General features: G+C 75.0%; 13 protein-coding genes. 7 read left to right on the top strand and 6 right to left on the bottom strand.

What is annotated here, in order from left to right; translation table 11 throughout:
- Nucleotides 1–126: 126 nt before the first annotated feature.
- Entirely contained in the window at nucleotides 127–1053 is a 927-nt protein-coding gene (locus tag AB0G32_RS01090) for a DUF3027 domain-containing protein (RefSeq protein ID WP_361156354.1), read from the bottom strand.
- A 291-nt stretch (nucleotides 1054–1344) separates the two neighbouring features.
- Between AB0G32_RS01090 and AB0G32_RS01085 the strand changes: the two genes are divergently transcribed.
- From AB0G32_RS01085 to AB0G32_RS01070, 4 genes are all read left to right on the top strand, one after another.
- On the top strand, nucleotides 1345–2781 hold the full coding sequence (locus tag AB0G32_RS01085) for an MFS transporter (protein WP_361156352.1): 1437 nt from the start codon (nucleotides 1345–1347) through the stop codon (nucleotides 2779–2781).
- Between the two features lie 160 nt (nucleotides 2782–2941).
- On the top strand, nucleotides 2942–3457 hold the full coding sequence (locus AB0G32_RS01080) for a DUF2771 domain-containing protein (RefSeq protein WP_361156350.1): 516 nt from the start codon (nucleotides 2942–2944) through the stop codon (nucleotides 3455–3457).
- Between the two features lie 23 nt (nucleotides 3458–3480).
- Nucleotides 3481–4176, top strand: a complete 696-nt coding sequence (locus tag AB0G32_RS01075; RefSeq protein ID WP_361156347.1) for a futalosine hydrolase — start codon at nucleotides 3481–3483, stop codon at nucleotides 4174–4176.
- Nucleotides 4166–5020: a 1,4-dihydroxy-6-naphthoate synthase gene (locus AB0G32_RS01070; protein ID WP_361156345.1), complete on the top strand. Its 855-nt coding sequence runs from the start codon at nucleotides 4166–4168 to the stop codon at nucleotides 5018–5020. Before AB0G32_RS01075 ends, AB0G32_RS01070 begins: the two co-directional genes overlap by 11 nt.
- A 6-nt stretch (nucleotides 5021–5026) precedes the next feature.
- Here the strand turns inward: AB0G32_RS01070 and AB0G32_RS01065 are convergent, their stop codons facing one another.
- Nucleotides 5027–5410 carry a cold-shock protein gene (locus AB0G32_RS01065; RefSeq protein ID WP_361156342.1) on the bottom strand — a complete coding sequence of 128 codons (384 nt, stop codon included), beginning with the start codon at nucleotides 5408–5410 and terminating at the stop codon, nucleotides 5027–5029.
- Between the two features lie 163 nt (nucleotides 5411–5573).
- Between AB0G32_RS01065 and AB0G32_RS01060 the strand changes: the two genes are divergently transcribed.
- Nucleotides 5574–5831 carry a hypothetical protein gene (locus tag AB0G32_RS01060; RefSeq protein WP_361156340.1) on the top strand — a complete coding sequence of 86 codons (258 nt, stop codon included), beginning with the start codon at nucleotides 5574–5576 and terminating at the stop codon, nucleotides 5829–5831.
- On the opposite strand, the gene AB0G32_RS01055 is transcribed toward AB0G32_RS01060, so the two are convergent.
- Together AB0G32_RS01055 and AB0G32_RS01050 are read right to left on the bottom strand one after the other, a co-directional pair.
- Nucleotides 5801–6430, bottom strand: coding sequence for a haloacid dehalogenase-like hydrolase (locus AB0G32_RS01055; protein WP_361156337.1), 630 nt, complete (start codon nucleotides 6428–6430; stop codon nucleotides 5801–5803). The two genes, AB0G32_RS01060 and AB0G32_RS01055, sit on opposite strands and share 31 nt — an antisense overlap.
- A gap of 74 nt (nucleotides 6431–6504) precedes the next feature.
- Nucleotides 6505–7497, bottom strand: coding sequence for a hypothetical protein (locus AB0G32_RS01050; protein ID WP_361156334.1), 993 nt, complete (start codon nucleotides 7495–7497; stop codon nucleotides 6505–6507).
- A 109-nt stretch (nucleotides 7498–7606) separates the two neighbouring features.
- Between AB0G32_RS01050 and AB0G32_RS01045 the strand changes: the two genes are divergently transcribed.
- Nucleotides 7607–10162: a helicase-associated domain-containing protein gene (locus AB0G32_RS01045; RefSeq protein WP_361156331.1), complete on the top strand. Its 2556-nt coding sequence runs from the start codon at nucleotides 7607–7609 to the stop codon at nucleotides 10160–10162.
- Between the two features lie 380 nt (nucleotides 10163–10542).
- Nucleotides 10543–10764: a hypothetical protein gene (locus AB0G32_RS01040; RefSeq protein WP_361156329.1), complete on the top strand. Its 222-nt coding sequence runs from the start codon at nucleotides 10543–10545 to the stop codon at nucleotides 10762–10764.
- On the opposite strand, the gene istB is transcribed toward AB0G32_RS01040, so the two are convergent.
- Together istB and AB0G32_RS01030 are read right to left on the bottom strand one after the other, a co-directional pair.
- Entirely contained in the window at nucleotides 10742–11524 is a 783-nt protein-coding gene (gene istB, locus AB0G32_RS01035) for an IS21-like element helper ATPase IstB (protein WP_361156326.1), read from the bottom strand. The genes AB0G32_RS01040 and istB overlap by 23 nt on opposite strands.
- Nucleotides 11473–11970: a TIGR00645 family protein gene (locus AB0G32_RS01030; protein ID WP_361156324.1), complete on the bottom strand. Its 498-nt coding sequence runs from the start codon at nucleotides 11968–11970 to the stop codon at nucleotides 11473–11475. The genes istB and AB0G32_RS01030 overlap by 52 nt, the downstream gene beginning before the upstream one ends.
- Between the last annotated feature and the right edge of the window lie 80 nt (nucleotides 11971–12050).

Raw genomic sequence — 12050 nt, 5'->3', positions numbered from 1 at the left:
GCGCGGATCACCTGCCGATGCCGGGCGGCATTTCCCAGCCCGTCCGGCCACTCTGGACGCCGGCCGGTACTCCCAGCCCGTCCGGCGCTTGAGGACGAGGCCGTTCAGGCCGAAAGAGGGACCCGCTCAGGAGTGCCCCAGGTCGGCCGACGCCGCGTCGTCACCCACCGGCACCGACCCGGCGTCGGCCGCCCGCCGCAGCGGGAACGGATCGACCCGCGTCTCGTCGATCACCGGCGAAGCCGGCTGCGGCGGCTTCGGCATGACCGCCGCCTCGGAGTGCCCGCCGCACCCGTACGCCAGCGACACCACCCGTCCGTCGGCCGGCGAGAACTCGTTCGCGCACACTCCGAACGCCTGTCCGAGCGAGCCGCCGATCCGGAGCAGGAACCCGCAGGACACGCAGGGCGCGGGCGCCGCCTGCGCCATCGGCGTCTTCGGCCCGAACGCCTCCTCCCAGCGGTCCGCGGCCGTGTGCAGCCCGTACCGGGACAGCACCCGGGCCCGCCGCAGCCCCAGCTCGTCGGCGACCGCCGCGATCGTGCCGCGCGGCGGCGCGAGGGCCAGCTCGGCCGGGGAGGCGGCGGTGACCTCGGCGTCCTCCGCCTCCGCCAGCTCGGCCATCTGCTCGGAGACGGCGGAGTTCGGCGGCGGCTCGTCCTCGCCGGACCAGCCCGGCTCCAGGCGCAGGTCCTCCGCGTCGGTGGGCAGCAGGTCGCCGGGTCCCATGTCGCCGGGGCGCAGCCGCTCGCTCCACGGCACCCACTCGGGGGCCAGCACGGCGTCCGGGCCGGGCAGCAGCACCGCCTCGTCGACCGTCACGAGCTTGGCGCGGGAGGCCCGCGCCACCGTCACCGCCCAGCGCCAGCCGCGGTACCCGAGCTCCATGCACTCGAAGTAGTGCGTGACAACGCGGTCACCCTCCGAGACCAGCCCGGCGGGTGCACCGACCACACCGGGCGCGGCCGCCTCCTGGGCCGCTGCCCTGGCGAGGTCGACGGCCTCGGCGCACAGGCGGTCAGGGGTGCGGCTTCGCGTTGTCGCTGCGCTCACAGGTATCGCTTCTCTCCATACGCCGTCTCACGGGTGCGCCACTTGCGGCGGGGTACGGACGGAGCGGACCCGGGGACCGCGTCGACGTCCGCGCCCGACGCGCTCGGGCGCGCCTACGTCATCCATTCTGCGGGATGACTGAGAGGCGCGCGGCCGAGAACATTCGCCACGACGCGCTACGCACGCTACCTGCTCAGCTGCGCTGGGCCTACACCGACGGGGGACACCGGGGGAGTTTCCCGTCCGGCGCCCGGTGCCGTCCCACCCGACCCGATCAGCTCCATCCGTGCCATGACCGCGCTATACCCCCGGCTCTCGGGGCACTATGACGGGGTGGCAGCCGCACGGACGGAACGGACGGAACTGAAGGGCGGGGTCCGGGGACGCGGTCCCGGGCGTTTCCGCGCGGTCGGCCGCGCGCTGCACCTGCCGGTGACCGGCCCGGCCCGGGGCATCCGCCGGGTGACGCACGCGCACGGGGCCGGCGAGTCGGGGCTGGGCAAGCTGATCGAGCTGCACGGGGTGAACGGCGCCGGCGACGTCATGATCACCGTCGCCCTCGCCTCCACCGTCTTCTTCTCGGTGCCCACCGACGAGGCGCGCGGCCGGGTCGCCCTCTACCTCGCCATCACGATGGCCCCCTTCACCCTGCTCGCCCCGGTGATCGGCCCGCTGCTTGACCGCGTCCCGCACGGCCGCCGCGCGGCGATGGCCACCGCCATGGCGGCCCGCGCGCTGCTCGCCCTGGTGCTGTCCGGGGCGGTGATCAGCGGCGGCATCGAGCTGTATCCGGCGGCGCTCGGCGTGCTGGTCTCCTCCAAGGCGTACGGCGTGGTCAGAAGCGCCGTGGTGCCCCGGCTGCTGCCGCCCGCCTTCTCGCTGGTGAAGGCGAACTCCCGGGTCACCCTCGGCGGCCTGCTCGCCACCGGCGCCGCCGCCCCGATCGGCGCCGGGCTCCAGCAGATCGGGCCGCGCTGGCCGCTGTACGGCGCGTTCGTCATCTTCGTCGCCGGAACGTTCCTGTCGTTCACGCTGCCCCGCAAGGTCGACTCGGCCCGCGGCGAGGCGACCGCGCTGCTCGCCGCCGACGGGGCCCATCTGCACGGCCCGCACCGGCGGCAGGTCAAGCGCCCCGGGCTGCGCACGGTCGGTACGGCGGTCACCCACGCGCTGGCCGCCAACGCGGCGGTCCGCTGCCTGACCGGCTTCCTGATCTTCTTCCTGGCGTTCCTGCTGCGCGAGCACCCGATGACCGGGCAGAGCGCGGCGGTCTCGCTCGGCATCGTCGGCGTGGCGGCGGGCACCGGCAACGCGCTCGGCACCGCGGTCGGGGCCTGGCTGCGGTCCCGCGCCCCGGAGATCATCATCGTGACGGTGCTGGCCGGTGTGCTGGCCGCGGCGGCGGTGGCGGCCGTCTTCTTCGGCGCGGTGCTGGTGGCGTTCCTGGCCGCGATCGCCGGGTTCGCGCAGGCGCTGGCCAAGCTGTCCCTGGACGCGCTGATCCAGCGGGACGTGCCGGAACCGGTCCGCACCTCCGCCTTCGCCCGCTCCGAGACACTGCTCCAGATGGCCTGGGTGCTGGGCGGCGCGGTCGGCATCGCGCTGCCGCTCAACGGCACCCTCGGCCTGACGGTGGGCGCCGTGATCATCGCGACCGGCTGGCTGAGCACCGTACGCGGCCTGATCAGCTCGGCACGGTACGGCGGCCGCCGGTCGGGGGTGGCGTGAGCCCGGGCACCACGCACCACCGGGCAGGCACCCCGCCGGCACGCGGGCCGACCGCCGGTGCCTGTGGTGCCGTATGCGCGGCGCAGGCCGAGGGTGGCGTGAGCACGGCACGCCGTACCCAGGTGGGCGGCTGGTGATAAGGGCCCGATAACCTTCGCCCATGACCACGTTGCCCCGCGGCGCAGCCGCTCTCGGACACCGCGCCGCGCGACGCCGCCGTGCCGTCGCCGCCGCCGGCGCCGTATCCGCCGGACTGCTCGTCCTGTCGGCCTGCGACAAGCCGACGCCGCTGTCGACGATCACCGTCGGCAGCGACTCGATCAGTTCCGAGGCCACCTGTGGCGGCGAGGGCGACGAAGCCCTGAAGACCGCCGACCTGACCAAGTGCCTCCAGGACAAGGACATCGAGTCGATCACGGTCGACCCGGACGAGACGGTCCGCTTCGGTGTCGACCCGGACATCGCCGACAAGCGCTGGACGATCCTGATGAACGGTCAGCCGCTGACCGACGACAGCAAGAAGACCTACCGCACGGTCCCGGGCAGCGTGTTCTTCAACGCCCAGTACGGCGCGCAGGGCGACTCCACCAAGGTCGCCATCGTGGCCGGCAACGGCAAGGAGGGCGGCACGTCGTTCACCGGCGTGTGGGCCTTCGAGCTGAAGAAGGGCGACTGACCACGCCTGCCGTCCGGGTCCTGGTGGCCACCGCGGTCCCCGCCGAACGGGACGCGGTGGCCCGGGCGTTTCCCGGCCCCGGCCAGGAGATACCCCTGCCCGGCGCCACCGTGCACCGCGTCGCCGACGACTGGGACCTGCTCGCGGCCGGCGTCGGCCCCGCGCTCGCCGCCGCCTCCACCGCCACCGCGCTGACCGCCGCCGCCCTCGACGGCCGCCCCTACGCCCTGGTCGTCTCGGCCGGCATCGCCGGCGGCTTCGCGCCCGGGGCCCCCGTCGGCTCCCTCGTCGTCGCCGACGAGATCACCGCCGCCGACCTGGGCGCCGAGAGTGCCGACGGCTTCCTGCCGGTCACCGAGCTGGGCTTCGGCACGGTCACCCACCGGCCGCCGCCCGCCCTGGTCCACGCGGTGGCCGAGGCGACCGGCGCCCGCCCCGGCACCGTGCTGACCGGCTCCACGGTCACCGGCACCGCCGCCCGCGCGGACGCGCTGCGCGCCCGCCACCCCCGAGCCCTCGCCGAGGCCATGGAAGGCTTCGGCGTCGCGGAGGCCGCCGCCGCGCACGGCGTGCCCGTGCTGGAACTGCGCGCGGTCTCCAACCCCGTCGGCCCCCGCGACCGCGCCGCCTGGCGCATCGGCGACGCCCTGACCGCCCTCACGGCCGCCTTCGGGAAGCTCACCCCCGCCCTGAAGAGTTGGAACCCCCATGACCACTGACAGCAGCACCCTGCGGATCGCGTACTCCCCCTGCCCGAACGACACCTTCGTCTTCGACGCCCTGGCGCACGGCCGCGTCCCCGGCGCCCCCGCCCTCGACGTGACCTTCGCCGACATCGACCTCACCAACGGCATGGCCGAGCGCGGCGAGCTGGACGTGCTGAAGGTGTCGTACGCCGTGCTGCCGTACGTCCTCGACGACTACGCGCTGCTGCCCTGCGGCGGCGCGCTGGGCCGGGGCTGCGGGCCACTGGTGCTGACCCGGGAGGCCGGCGCCGACCTGCGTGGCAGGACGGTCGCGGTGCCGAGCGAGAAGTCGACCGCGTACCTGCTGTTCCGGCTCTGGGCGGCGGACACCGTCCCCGGCGGGGTCGGTGAGATCGTCGTCATGCCGTTCCACGAGATCATGCCGGCCGTGCGGGACGGGAAGGTCGACGCGGGACTGGTGATCCACGAGGCCCGGTTCACGTACCAGAACTACGGTCTGCACAAGCTCGCGGACATGGGCGAGCACTGGGAGGCCACCACCGGCCTGCCCATCCCGCTCGGCGCGATCATCGCCCGCCGGTCGCTGGGCGCCGAGGCGCTGACCGGGCTCGCGGACGCGATCCGCGCCTCCGTCCGGGCCGCCTGGGACGACCCCGAGGTCTCCCGCCCGTACGTCATGGCGCACGCCCAGGAGATGGACCCGGCCGTCGCCGACCAGCACATCGGGCTGTACGTCAACGAGTTCACCGCCGACCTCGGCGAGGCCGGCTACGCGGCGGTCCGCGGGCTGCTGACCCGGGCGGCGGCCGAGGGACTGGTACCGGCCCTCGGCCCCGACGCGCTCGCCTTCGCCTGACGGGTCCTACACGTCGAGCTGGTCGGCGACCGCGCGCAGCAGACCGGCGATCTTCGCGCCGGCCGCCTTGTCGGGGTAGCGGCCCCGCTCCAGCATCGGCGTGATGTTCTCCAGCACGGTCGTCAGGTCCTGGACGATGGAGGCGAGTTCGTCCGGCTTCTTGCGCTGGGCCGCCGCGAGGGAGGGGGCCGGGTCGAGCAGCGTCAAGGACAGGGCCTGGTCGCCGCGCTGGCCGGCGACCACGCCGAACTCCACGCGCTGGCCCGGCTTCAGGGCCTCGACTCCGGCGGGGAGGACCGAGGAATGGACGAAGACGTCACCGCCGTCGTCACGGGAGAGAAAGCCGAAGCCCTTCTCGGTGTTGAACCACTTGACTTTGCCGGTAGGCACGTCTGTCCTCGTCCTCGTACTCGTCGGAAAACCGCTGCGGAAAACTGCTCTTGATAGCACTCGGGCGGGTCTTGGGACCCGCCGATACCCAGGCTAATGGTCTTCAGGCCGGTGACAAGACGTCCCCCGGTCGTTCCCTCGGGTCGGGAACTACCCTGGTCGAGTGCGTGAACAAACCCAAACGAATTCCGCCGCGCCCGGCGACGGGCTGATCCGTGCCGGCGCCATCGTCTTCTTCCTCGGCACCGTGGCCACGGTGGTCACGGTGGCCCCGCTGTTTCTGGGCACGACGCCGTTCCCCACGTACATGTTCTTGCTGAGCATGCTCATGGGGGTCGGCTTCCTGATCGCCGGGGCGGGGGTGCTGCGGTCGATCGCCGCCGGGCGGCGTCAGGCCCGGGCCGCCGCCGCCTCCAGGTAGGAGTCGAGCCAGGCCGGGAACTCCGTGAGGTCGGCGAGGACCGTGTCCGCGCCGGCCGCGCGCAGTTCGCCGGTGGTGTACGGGCCGGTGGCGACGGCGACGGCGTGCGCGTCGGCGGCCCGGGCGCCGCGGATGTCGCCGAGGTGGTCCCCCACGTAGACGTCCGCGCCGTGCTCGCGCAGGGCGACGGCCTTCTGCTCGGCCCACAGGTCGCCGATGACCGCGTCCGGTGCTATGCCGAGGTGGTCCAGGTGCAGTCTGGCGTTGGGCTCGTACTTGGCGGTGACGACGATCGCCCGGCCGCCGCGGTGCCGTACCGCGGCGACGGCTTCCCGGGCGCCGGTCAGCGCGGGGGTGGCGGCGATGGCGTACGCCGGGTAGAGGGAGCGGTAGAGGTCGGCGGTGGCGGTCAGCCGCTCGGCCGGGAACCAGTGGGCGAGTTCCTGTTCCAGCGGCGGGCCGAGGCGGGTCACCGCGAGGTCGGCGTCGACGTGGGTGCCGGTTCGGGCGGAGAGTTCGGTGTAGCAGGCGTGGATGCCGGGGCGGCTGTCGATGAGGGTCATGTCGAGGTCGAAGCCGACGGTGGTTGTGGTGGGCATGGGGTCCATTGTCGCGTGCGGGTGCGTTGCGGCCGGTCGCGCCCGCCCCAGGCAGCTCTCTGCTTCCGGCGTCCTCAGTCGCCGACGCGGCGGGCTTTCCAGAGCAGGTACGCGGCTGAGGCCAGCGCCGCCCCCTTCAGCACCCACGGCCACGTCTGCGTCAGCGCCTCGTTCATGTGGCCCTCGGCGATGGGGTCGCCCCAGCGGCCCTCCGTGCGGCCCCAGAGATAGCCGACGCCGGCCGCCGCCGCCAGACCGGGCAGGCCCAGGACCGCCCACTTGGCCTGGGCCGGGGTCAGGCGGCGGGAGAGGAAGGCCAGGACCCAGCCGAGGGCGAGGGGCAGCAGGTTGCCGAGGAACGCGCCGACCAGGAGCAGGGCGGCGGCGAGCAGGAGGAGGGGGTTGGCGCGGCCGGCGGCCGGAGCCAGCAGGGTCTTGCGGGGCCACCACGACCGGCGGGGTTTCGCCGTCTCCTCGGGGGGTGCCGGGACGGCGGCCCGCTCCGGTTCCGCCGCCGGTCCCCCGGGCGGCGGCGGGGGCTTGAGCAGGTCGGGGATCTCGATGCCGCCGACGAAGCCGGGCACCTGGTCGCCGCCGCCGAACGGGCCGCTCTGCGAGCGCCACCAGTCGGGGCGCGGGACGGTGGCGTCGCCCAGTTCGTGCGCCTGGGCCAGGTGCGGCGGGGTGGGGCGCTCGGCGGGGGCGGGGGGCGGATCGGCGGGGCGGGGGCGCGGCACCACCCGGCGCAGGCCGCCCAGCCGCTCCTTGCGCTGCGGGCCGCCGTCCGGCTGGACGGGCACGGAGGGCGGCGGTTCCCAGGTCGCGGTCGCGGCCCGGGGGTCGCCGCCGGCCGCCTCGACCACCTCGTCGGGGCTGCCGAGCCGCTCCAGGATGCGGCGGACGGCGGCCGGGGAGTCGACGACCGTCCTGGACCGGCGCTTGTCGATCTCGTTGCGCAGATCGGCGACGAGACGCATGCGAGTGGCCGACGGCAGCTGCTGTTGCTGGGCCACGTCACCGACGCGGCTCAGATACTCGTAGACGACCTGGTCGCTCTCGATGCCCACGAACCCCTCCGGGGTGGCTCGTTGTTGGTACCCCGCCGGACGACGGTACCGCCTGCCGCCGCCCGGGAAGGGCTCGGTGGGCCGGGGGCGACCCGCTACCGTGGGGCGGATGAGCCCCGAGGAGAAGCCCGCTCCACCCCGGTCCCTCGCGGAGGCGCTGCGCGGCAGGGACGACGGTTCCCTGGCCGCCCTCCTGCGCAGCCGTCCCGACCTCGTCACGCCGGTCCCCACCGATCTCACCCAGCTCGCCACCCGGGCCGGCACCCGGGCCTCGGTGGTGCGGGCGCTGGAGCGGCTCGACCGGTTCGCGCTCCAGACGGCCGAGGCGCTGGCGGTGGCGGGCGATCCGGCGACGTACGCGGAGCTGTCCGGGCTGATGGCCGGGGACGGCCGGGACCCGGAGGTGGTGGCCGCGCTGCCGCGGGCGCTCGGCGTGCTGCGCGAGCAGGCGCTGGTGTGGGGCGGCGACGACCGGCTGCGGCTGGTGCGCACCGCGCGCGAGCTGCTGGTGCCCTCGCCGCAGCATCCCTCCCCGACCGGTCTGGGGCCGACCGTGCGGGAGGCCACGGCGGGCATGTCGCCGGGGCGGGTGCAGGAGGTGCTGGCCGCCGCCGGGCTGTCCTCGACGCATGATCCGGTGTCCGCGGTGGACGCGCTGACCGCGCTGTTCAGCGACCGGGCGGCGATGGACGCGCTGCTCGCCGGCTCGCCCGAGGAGTCCCGTCAGGTGCTGGACCGGCTGGTGTGGGGGCCGCCGTACGGGCAGGTCACCCATGATCCGGCGGCGCATCTGCGCTGGCTGCTCGACCGGGGGCTGCTGCTGCCGACCGCGCCGGGCACGGTCGTGCTGCCCCGCGAGGTGGCGCTGCACCTGCGGGCCGGGCGGGCGCACCGGACGCCCGCGCCGGTACCGCCGCCGGTGACGCCCGCCGCCACCTACCGTCCAGAGGCTGTGGACGGCGCCGCCGCCGGACAGGCGCAGGGGGCGCTGGCCGTCGTGGCGGAACTGCTGAAGGACTGGGACGAGGGCGGTCCGGCGGTGCTGCGGGCGGGCGGGCTGAGCGTGCGCGACCTGAAGCGCACCGCGGTCGCCCTGGACGTCGCCGAGCCGGTCGCCGCGTTCTGGGTCGAACTGGCCTACGCGGCCGGGCTGCTGGCCTCCGACGGAGAGGCCGACGAGCGGTACGCGGCGACCCCGGCGTACGACGAGTGGCGGGAGCTGCCGCCGGCCGAGCGCTGGGCGCGGCTGGCCCAGGCGTGGCTGCTCGGCACCCGGACCAGTGGGCTGGTCGGCGGCCGGGACGCGAAGGACCGCGCGCTGTCGGCGCTGGGTCCCGGGCTCGACCGGTCGGCGGCGCCGGAGGTACGGCACCGGGTGCTGGCGCTGCTGGCGCAGTTGCCCGAGGGGGCCGCGCCGCAGGCCGAGTCGGTGCTGGCCCGGCTGCGCTGGGAGCGTCCGCCGCGCGGGCCGCGGCGCGCGGAGCGGCCCGAGACCGAGGACCCGCGGGCCCGGCTGGCCCGGTGGACGCTGGCCGAGGCGGAACTGCTCGGGGTGACCGGCCGGGGCGCGCTGGCGGCACCGGGGCGGGCGCTGATCGGGGCGCCCGCGCGGGAAGCGGACCACGGGCCCGGGGAGGCGTCCGGTCCGGGTGCCAAACTCCCCGTGCACCACCACACGCCCCCCGCGCCCGAGCCGCTGGCGCCCGCCGAGCAGGCCGCCGCGACGGCCGCCGCCGCCCGGGTGCTGGCGCCGCTGCTGCCCGAGCCGCTGGACCACGTGCTGCTCCAGGCCGATCTGACGGCGGTGGCGCCGGGGCCGCTGCGGCGGCCGCTGGCGGAGCTCCTTGACCTGGTGGCGGACGTCGAGTCCAAGGGCGGGGCCACCGTCTACCGGTTCACGCCCGGTTCCGTACGCCGGGCCCTGGACTCCGGGCAGACCGCCGCCGACCTGCACACCTTCCTCGCCCGCTACTCACGGACGCCGGTGCCGCAGCCGCTGACGTACCTGATCGACGACGTGGCCCGGCGGCACGGGCGGCTGCGGATCGGCGCGGCCGCCGCGTACGTCCGCTGCGACGACGACGCGACGCTGGACGAGATCCTCGCCGACAAGCGGGCGGCCGGCCTCGGGCTGCGGCGGCTCGCGCCGACCGTGCTGGCCGCGCGGGCCGACCCGGCGGCGCTCCTGGAGGGGCTGCGCGGCATGGGGTTCGCGCCGGCCGCCGAATCGGACGGCGGCGATGTGCTGATCGCCCGCGCCGACGCCCGCCGCACCGCGCCGCGCACCGCCCCCGAGCCGGTCCCGGAGGGGCCGCCGGTGCCGGACGACGCGCTGCTGAGCGCCGCGATCCGGGCGATCCGGGCCGGCGACCTGGCCGCCACCGCGCCGCGCCGGCCGGACGCGGGCGCCGCGCCGGCCGGCGGGGAGCCGCCGCGTACCGGTGCCGCCGAGACGCTGGCGACCGTGCAGGCGGCGGTGCTGACCGGCGAGTCGCTGTGGATCGGGTACGTGAACGCGGAGGGCGCCGCCAGTCAGCGGGTGATCGCCCCGGTGCGGGTGGAGGGCGGGTTCGTGACGGCGTACGACCACACCGCGGACGAGGTCCGCACCTTCGCGCTGCACCGGATCACAGGGGTCGCGGAGCTCGCCGACGAGACGGGCTGAACCCCCGGTTTACGCGGCCGGCCGGCGCGGCCCGCGCCGCTTCGCACTTTCGGGTGTACGCGGCGGTTCATGCCCGCCACGCCGGGGGTTTCCCACCCCGGGGGGAGCTTTCTTCATAAACCGCATCGGGTCGTTCCGGCTCGGGCAGCCACCGGGTGTCCTGAACCAGAACGAAAGGAAGTTCCCGATGCGTGCCGTTCGTCGTGTCGCCGCCGTCCTGACCACCACCGCCGCGCTGCTCACCGCGTTCGCCGCCGAGGCCGCCGCGATCGGTATCGACCTCGGTGGCGGCGTCACCCTCTGAGCCGCCCCCCTGCCCTCCCCTCCCTCGCGGGCCGGCCCCTCCCGGGCCGGCCCGCTCGCCCGCGAAAGGCTCCGCCATGATCACTTCGAAGCCCTCCGTCTCCGTACGTTCCGCCGTCGCCGTCTCGCTCAGCGCCCTGCTCGTGGCCGCCGCGCTGATGATCGCCGCGCTGGTCCCGCAGGCCACCGCGCTGCCGCTGCCGCTGCCCGGCGCCGGCACCGAGACCCGGGCCAACGGCGAGCTGATCTCGGTGGAGGGACCGCTGCTCAACAACATCAGTCTGCCCACACTCCGGTAGCCCGGCGGGTGCGGTAACTGTCGCCCTCGATGCGGACCAGCTCGGCGTGGTGGACGAGGCGGTCCACCATCGCGGGGACGGACGGGCCGCCGAAGACCTCGTCCCAGCGGGCCGGCGGACGGTCCCCGGTGACGATCAGCGAGCCGCGTTCGTAGCGGTGGGCGACGAGCCGGAAGAGGAGGGCGGTGGCCGCCGGGTCGAAGGAGGTGTAGCCGGCCTCGTCGACGATCAGCAGGGGGTAGGCGTCGAGGTCGGCCAGTTCCTCGGTGAGCCGGCCGGCCGCGCGGGCCGCGTCGAGCCGGGCGGCCCACTCGGCGGCGGTCGCGAACAGCACCCGGTGCCCGGCCTGGCAGGCCCGCACCCCGAGGCCGACGGCCAGATGGGTCTTGCCGGTGCCGGGCGGGCCGGTGAACACCACGTTGCGCCGGGCGGTGACGAAGTCGAGCTTGCCCAGCCGGGCCACGGTCTCCCGGTCGAAGGCGAGGGGATGGCTCTCGTCGAAGTCCTCCAGCAGCTTGCGCCCCGGGAAACCGGCGTCCCGCACCCGGTCCTCCGCCCCGGCGGTCTCGCGCACCGGCGCCACCGGCACCACCGGCTCCGCGGCCTGCCGCTGGGCCGGGAAGGGGACGGGGGCGGGGGTTGGCGGCGGCTGCGGCTGCGGCTGCGGTTGCTGCTGCTCGGGGAGGTGGACGCGTTCCGCCCGCCGGGTCATCGGGCCGGACATGTACGCCAGGATCGCCGCCGAGACGATGAACGCCATGTGGATGACCGTCCCCACAGCAGCGCGTGCCGGGAGGTGTGGTGGACGTCCACGAACATCTGGAGCAGATGGACCGAGGAGATGCCGACGATGGCGGTGGCCAGCTTGACCTTGAGCACGTTGGAGTTGACGTGCGACAGCCATTCGGGCTGGTCACGGTGGCCCTGGAGGCCGATGCGGGAGACGAAGGTCTCGTAGCCGCCGACGATGACCATGATCAGCAGGTTGGCGATCATGACGACGTCGACCAGTTTGAGCACGGCGAGCATGACGTAGGTCTCGCTGGCCCGTCCGCTCACGCAGCGCAGGAGTAAGACCCACAGCTCGTTGAAGAACTTGTAGACGTACACGCCCTGGGCGGCCACCAGGCCGAAATACAGCGGAGCCTGCAACCAGCGGGTGGCGAACAGGGCGTAGCCGAGCGTCGGCATCGGAGCGTTCTGCACAGGGGGCACGGTGGCTCATCTTCGGGGGCCGACCGGGGAAAGGTGCATTCACACCACACGTTGGAATGAAAAGACATCCA

This window comes from Streptomyces sp. NPDC023723, assembly GCF_040639815.1.
Classification (GTDB): Bacteria; Actinomycetota; Actinomycetes; order Streptomycetales; family Streptomycetaceae; genus Streptomyces.
Note: the sequence above shows the minus strand (reverse complement) of the source record. Positions and strands in the feature narration are given on the sequence as shown.

Coding starts and splice junctions, on each gene's coding strand:
- AB0G32_RS01085 (WP_361156352.1), top strand. CDS start 1,345: ATGACCGCGCTATACCCCCGGCTCTCGGGGCACTATGACGGGGTGGCA.
- AB0G32_RS01080 (WP_361156350.1), top strand. CDS start 2,942: ATGACCACGTTGCCCCGCGGCGCAGCCGCTCTCGGACACCGCGCCGCG.
- AB0G32_RS01070 (WP_361156345.1), top strand. CDS start 4,166: ATGACCACTGACAGCAGCACCCTGCGGATCGCGTACTCCCCCTGCCCG.
- AB0G32_RS01055 (WP_361156337.1), bottom strand. CDS start 6,430: ATGCCCACCACAACCACCGTCGGCTTCGACCTCGACATGACCCTCATC.
- AB0G32_RS01045 (WP_361156331.1), top strand. CDS start 7,607: ATGAGCCCCGAGGAGAAGCCCGCTCCACCCCGGTCCCTCGCGGAGGCG.
- AB0G32_RS01040 (WP_361156329.1), top strand. CDS start 10,543: ATGATCACTTCGAAGCCCTCCGTCTCCGTACGTTCCGCCGTCGCCGTC.
- istB (WP_361156326.1), bottom strand. CDS start 11,524: ATGGCGTTCATCGTCTCGGCGGCGATCCTGGCGTACATGTCCGGCCCG.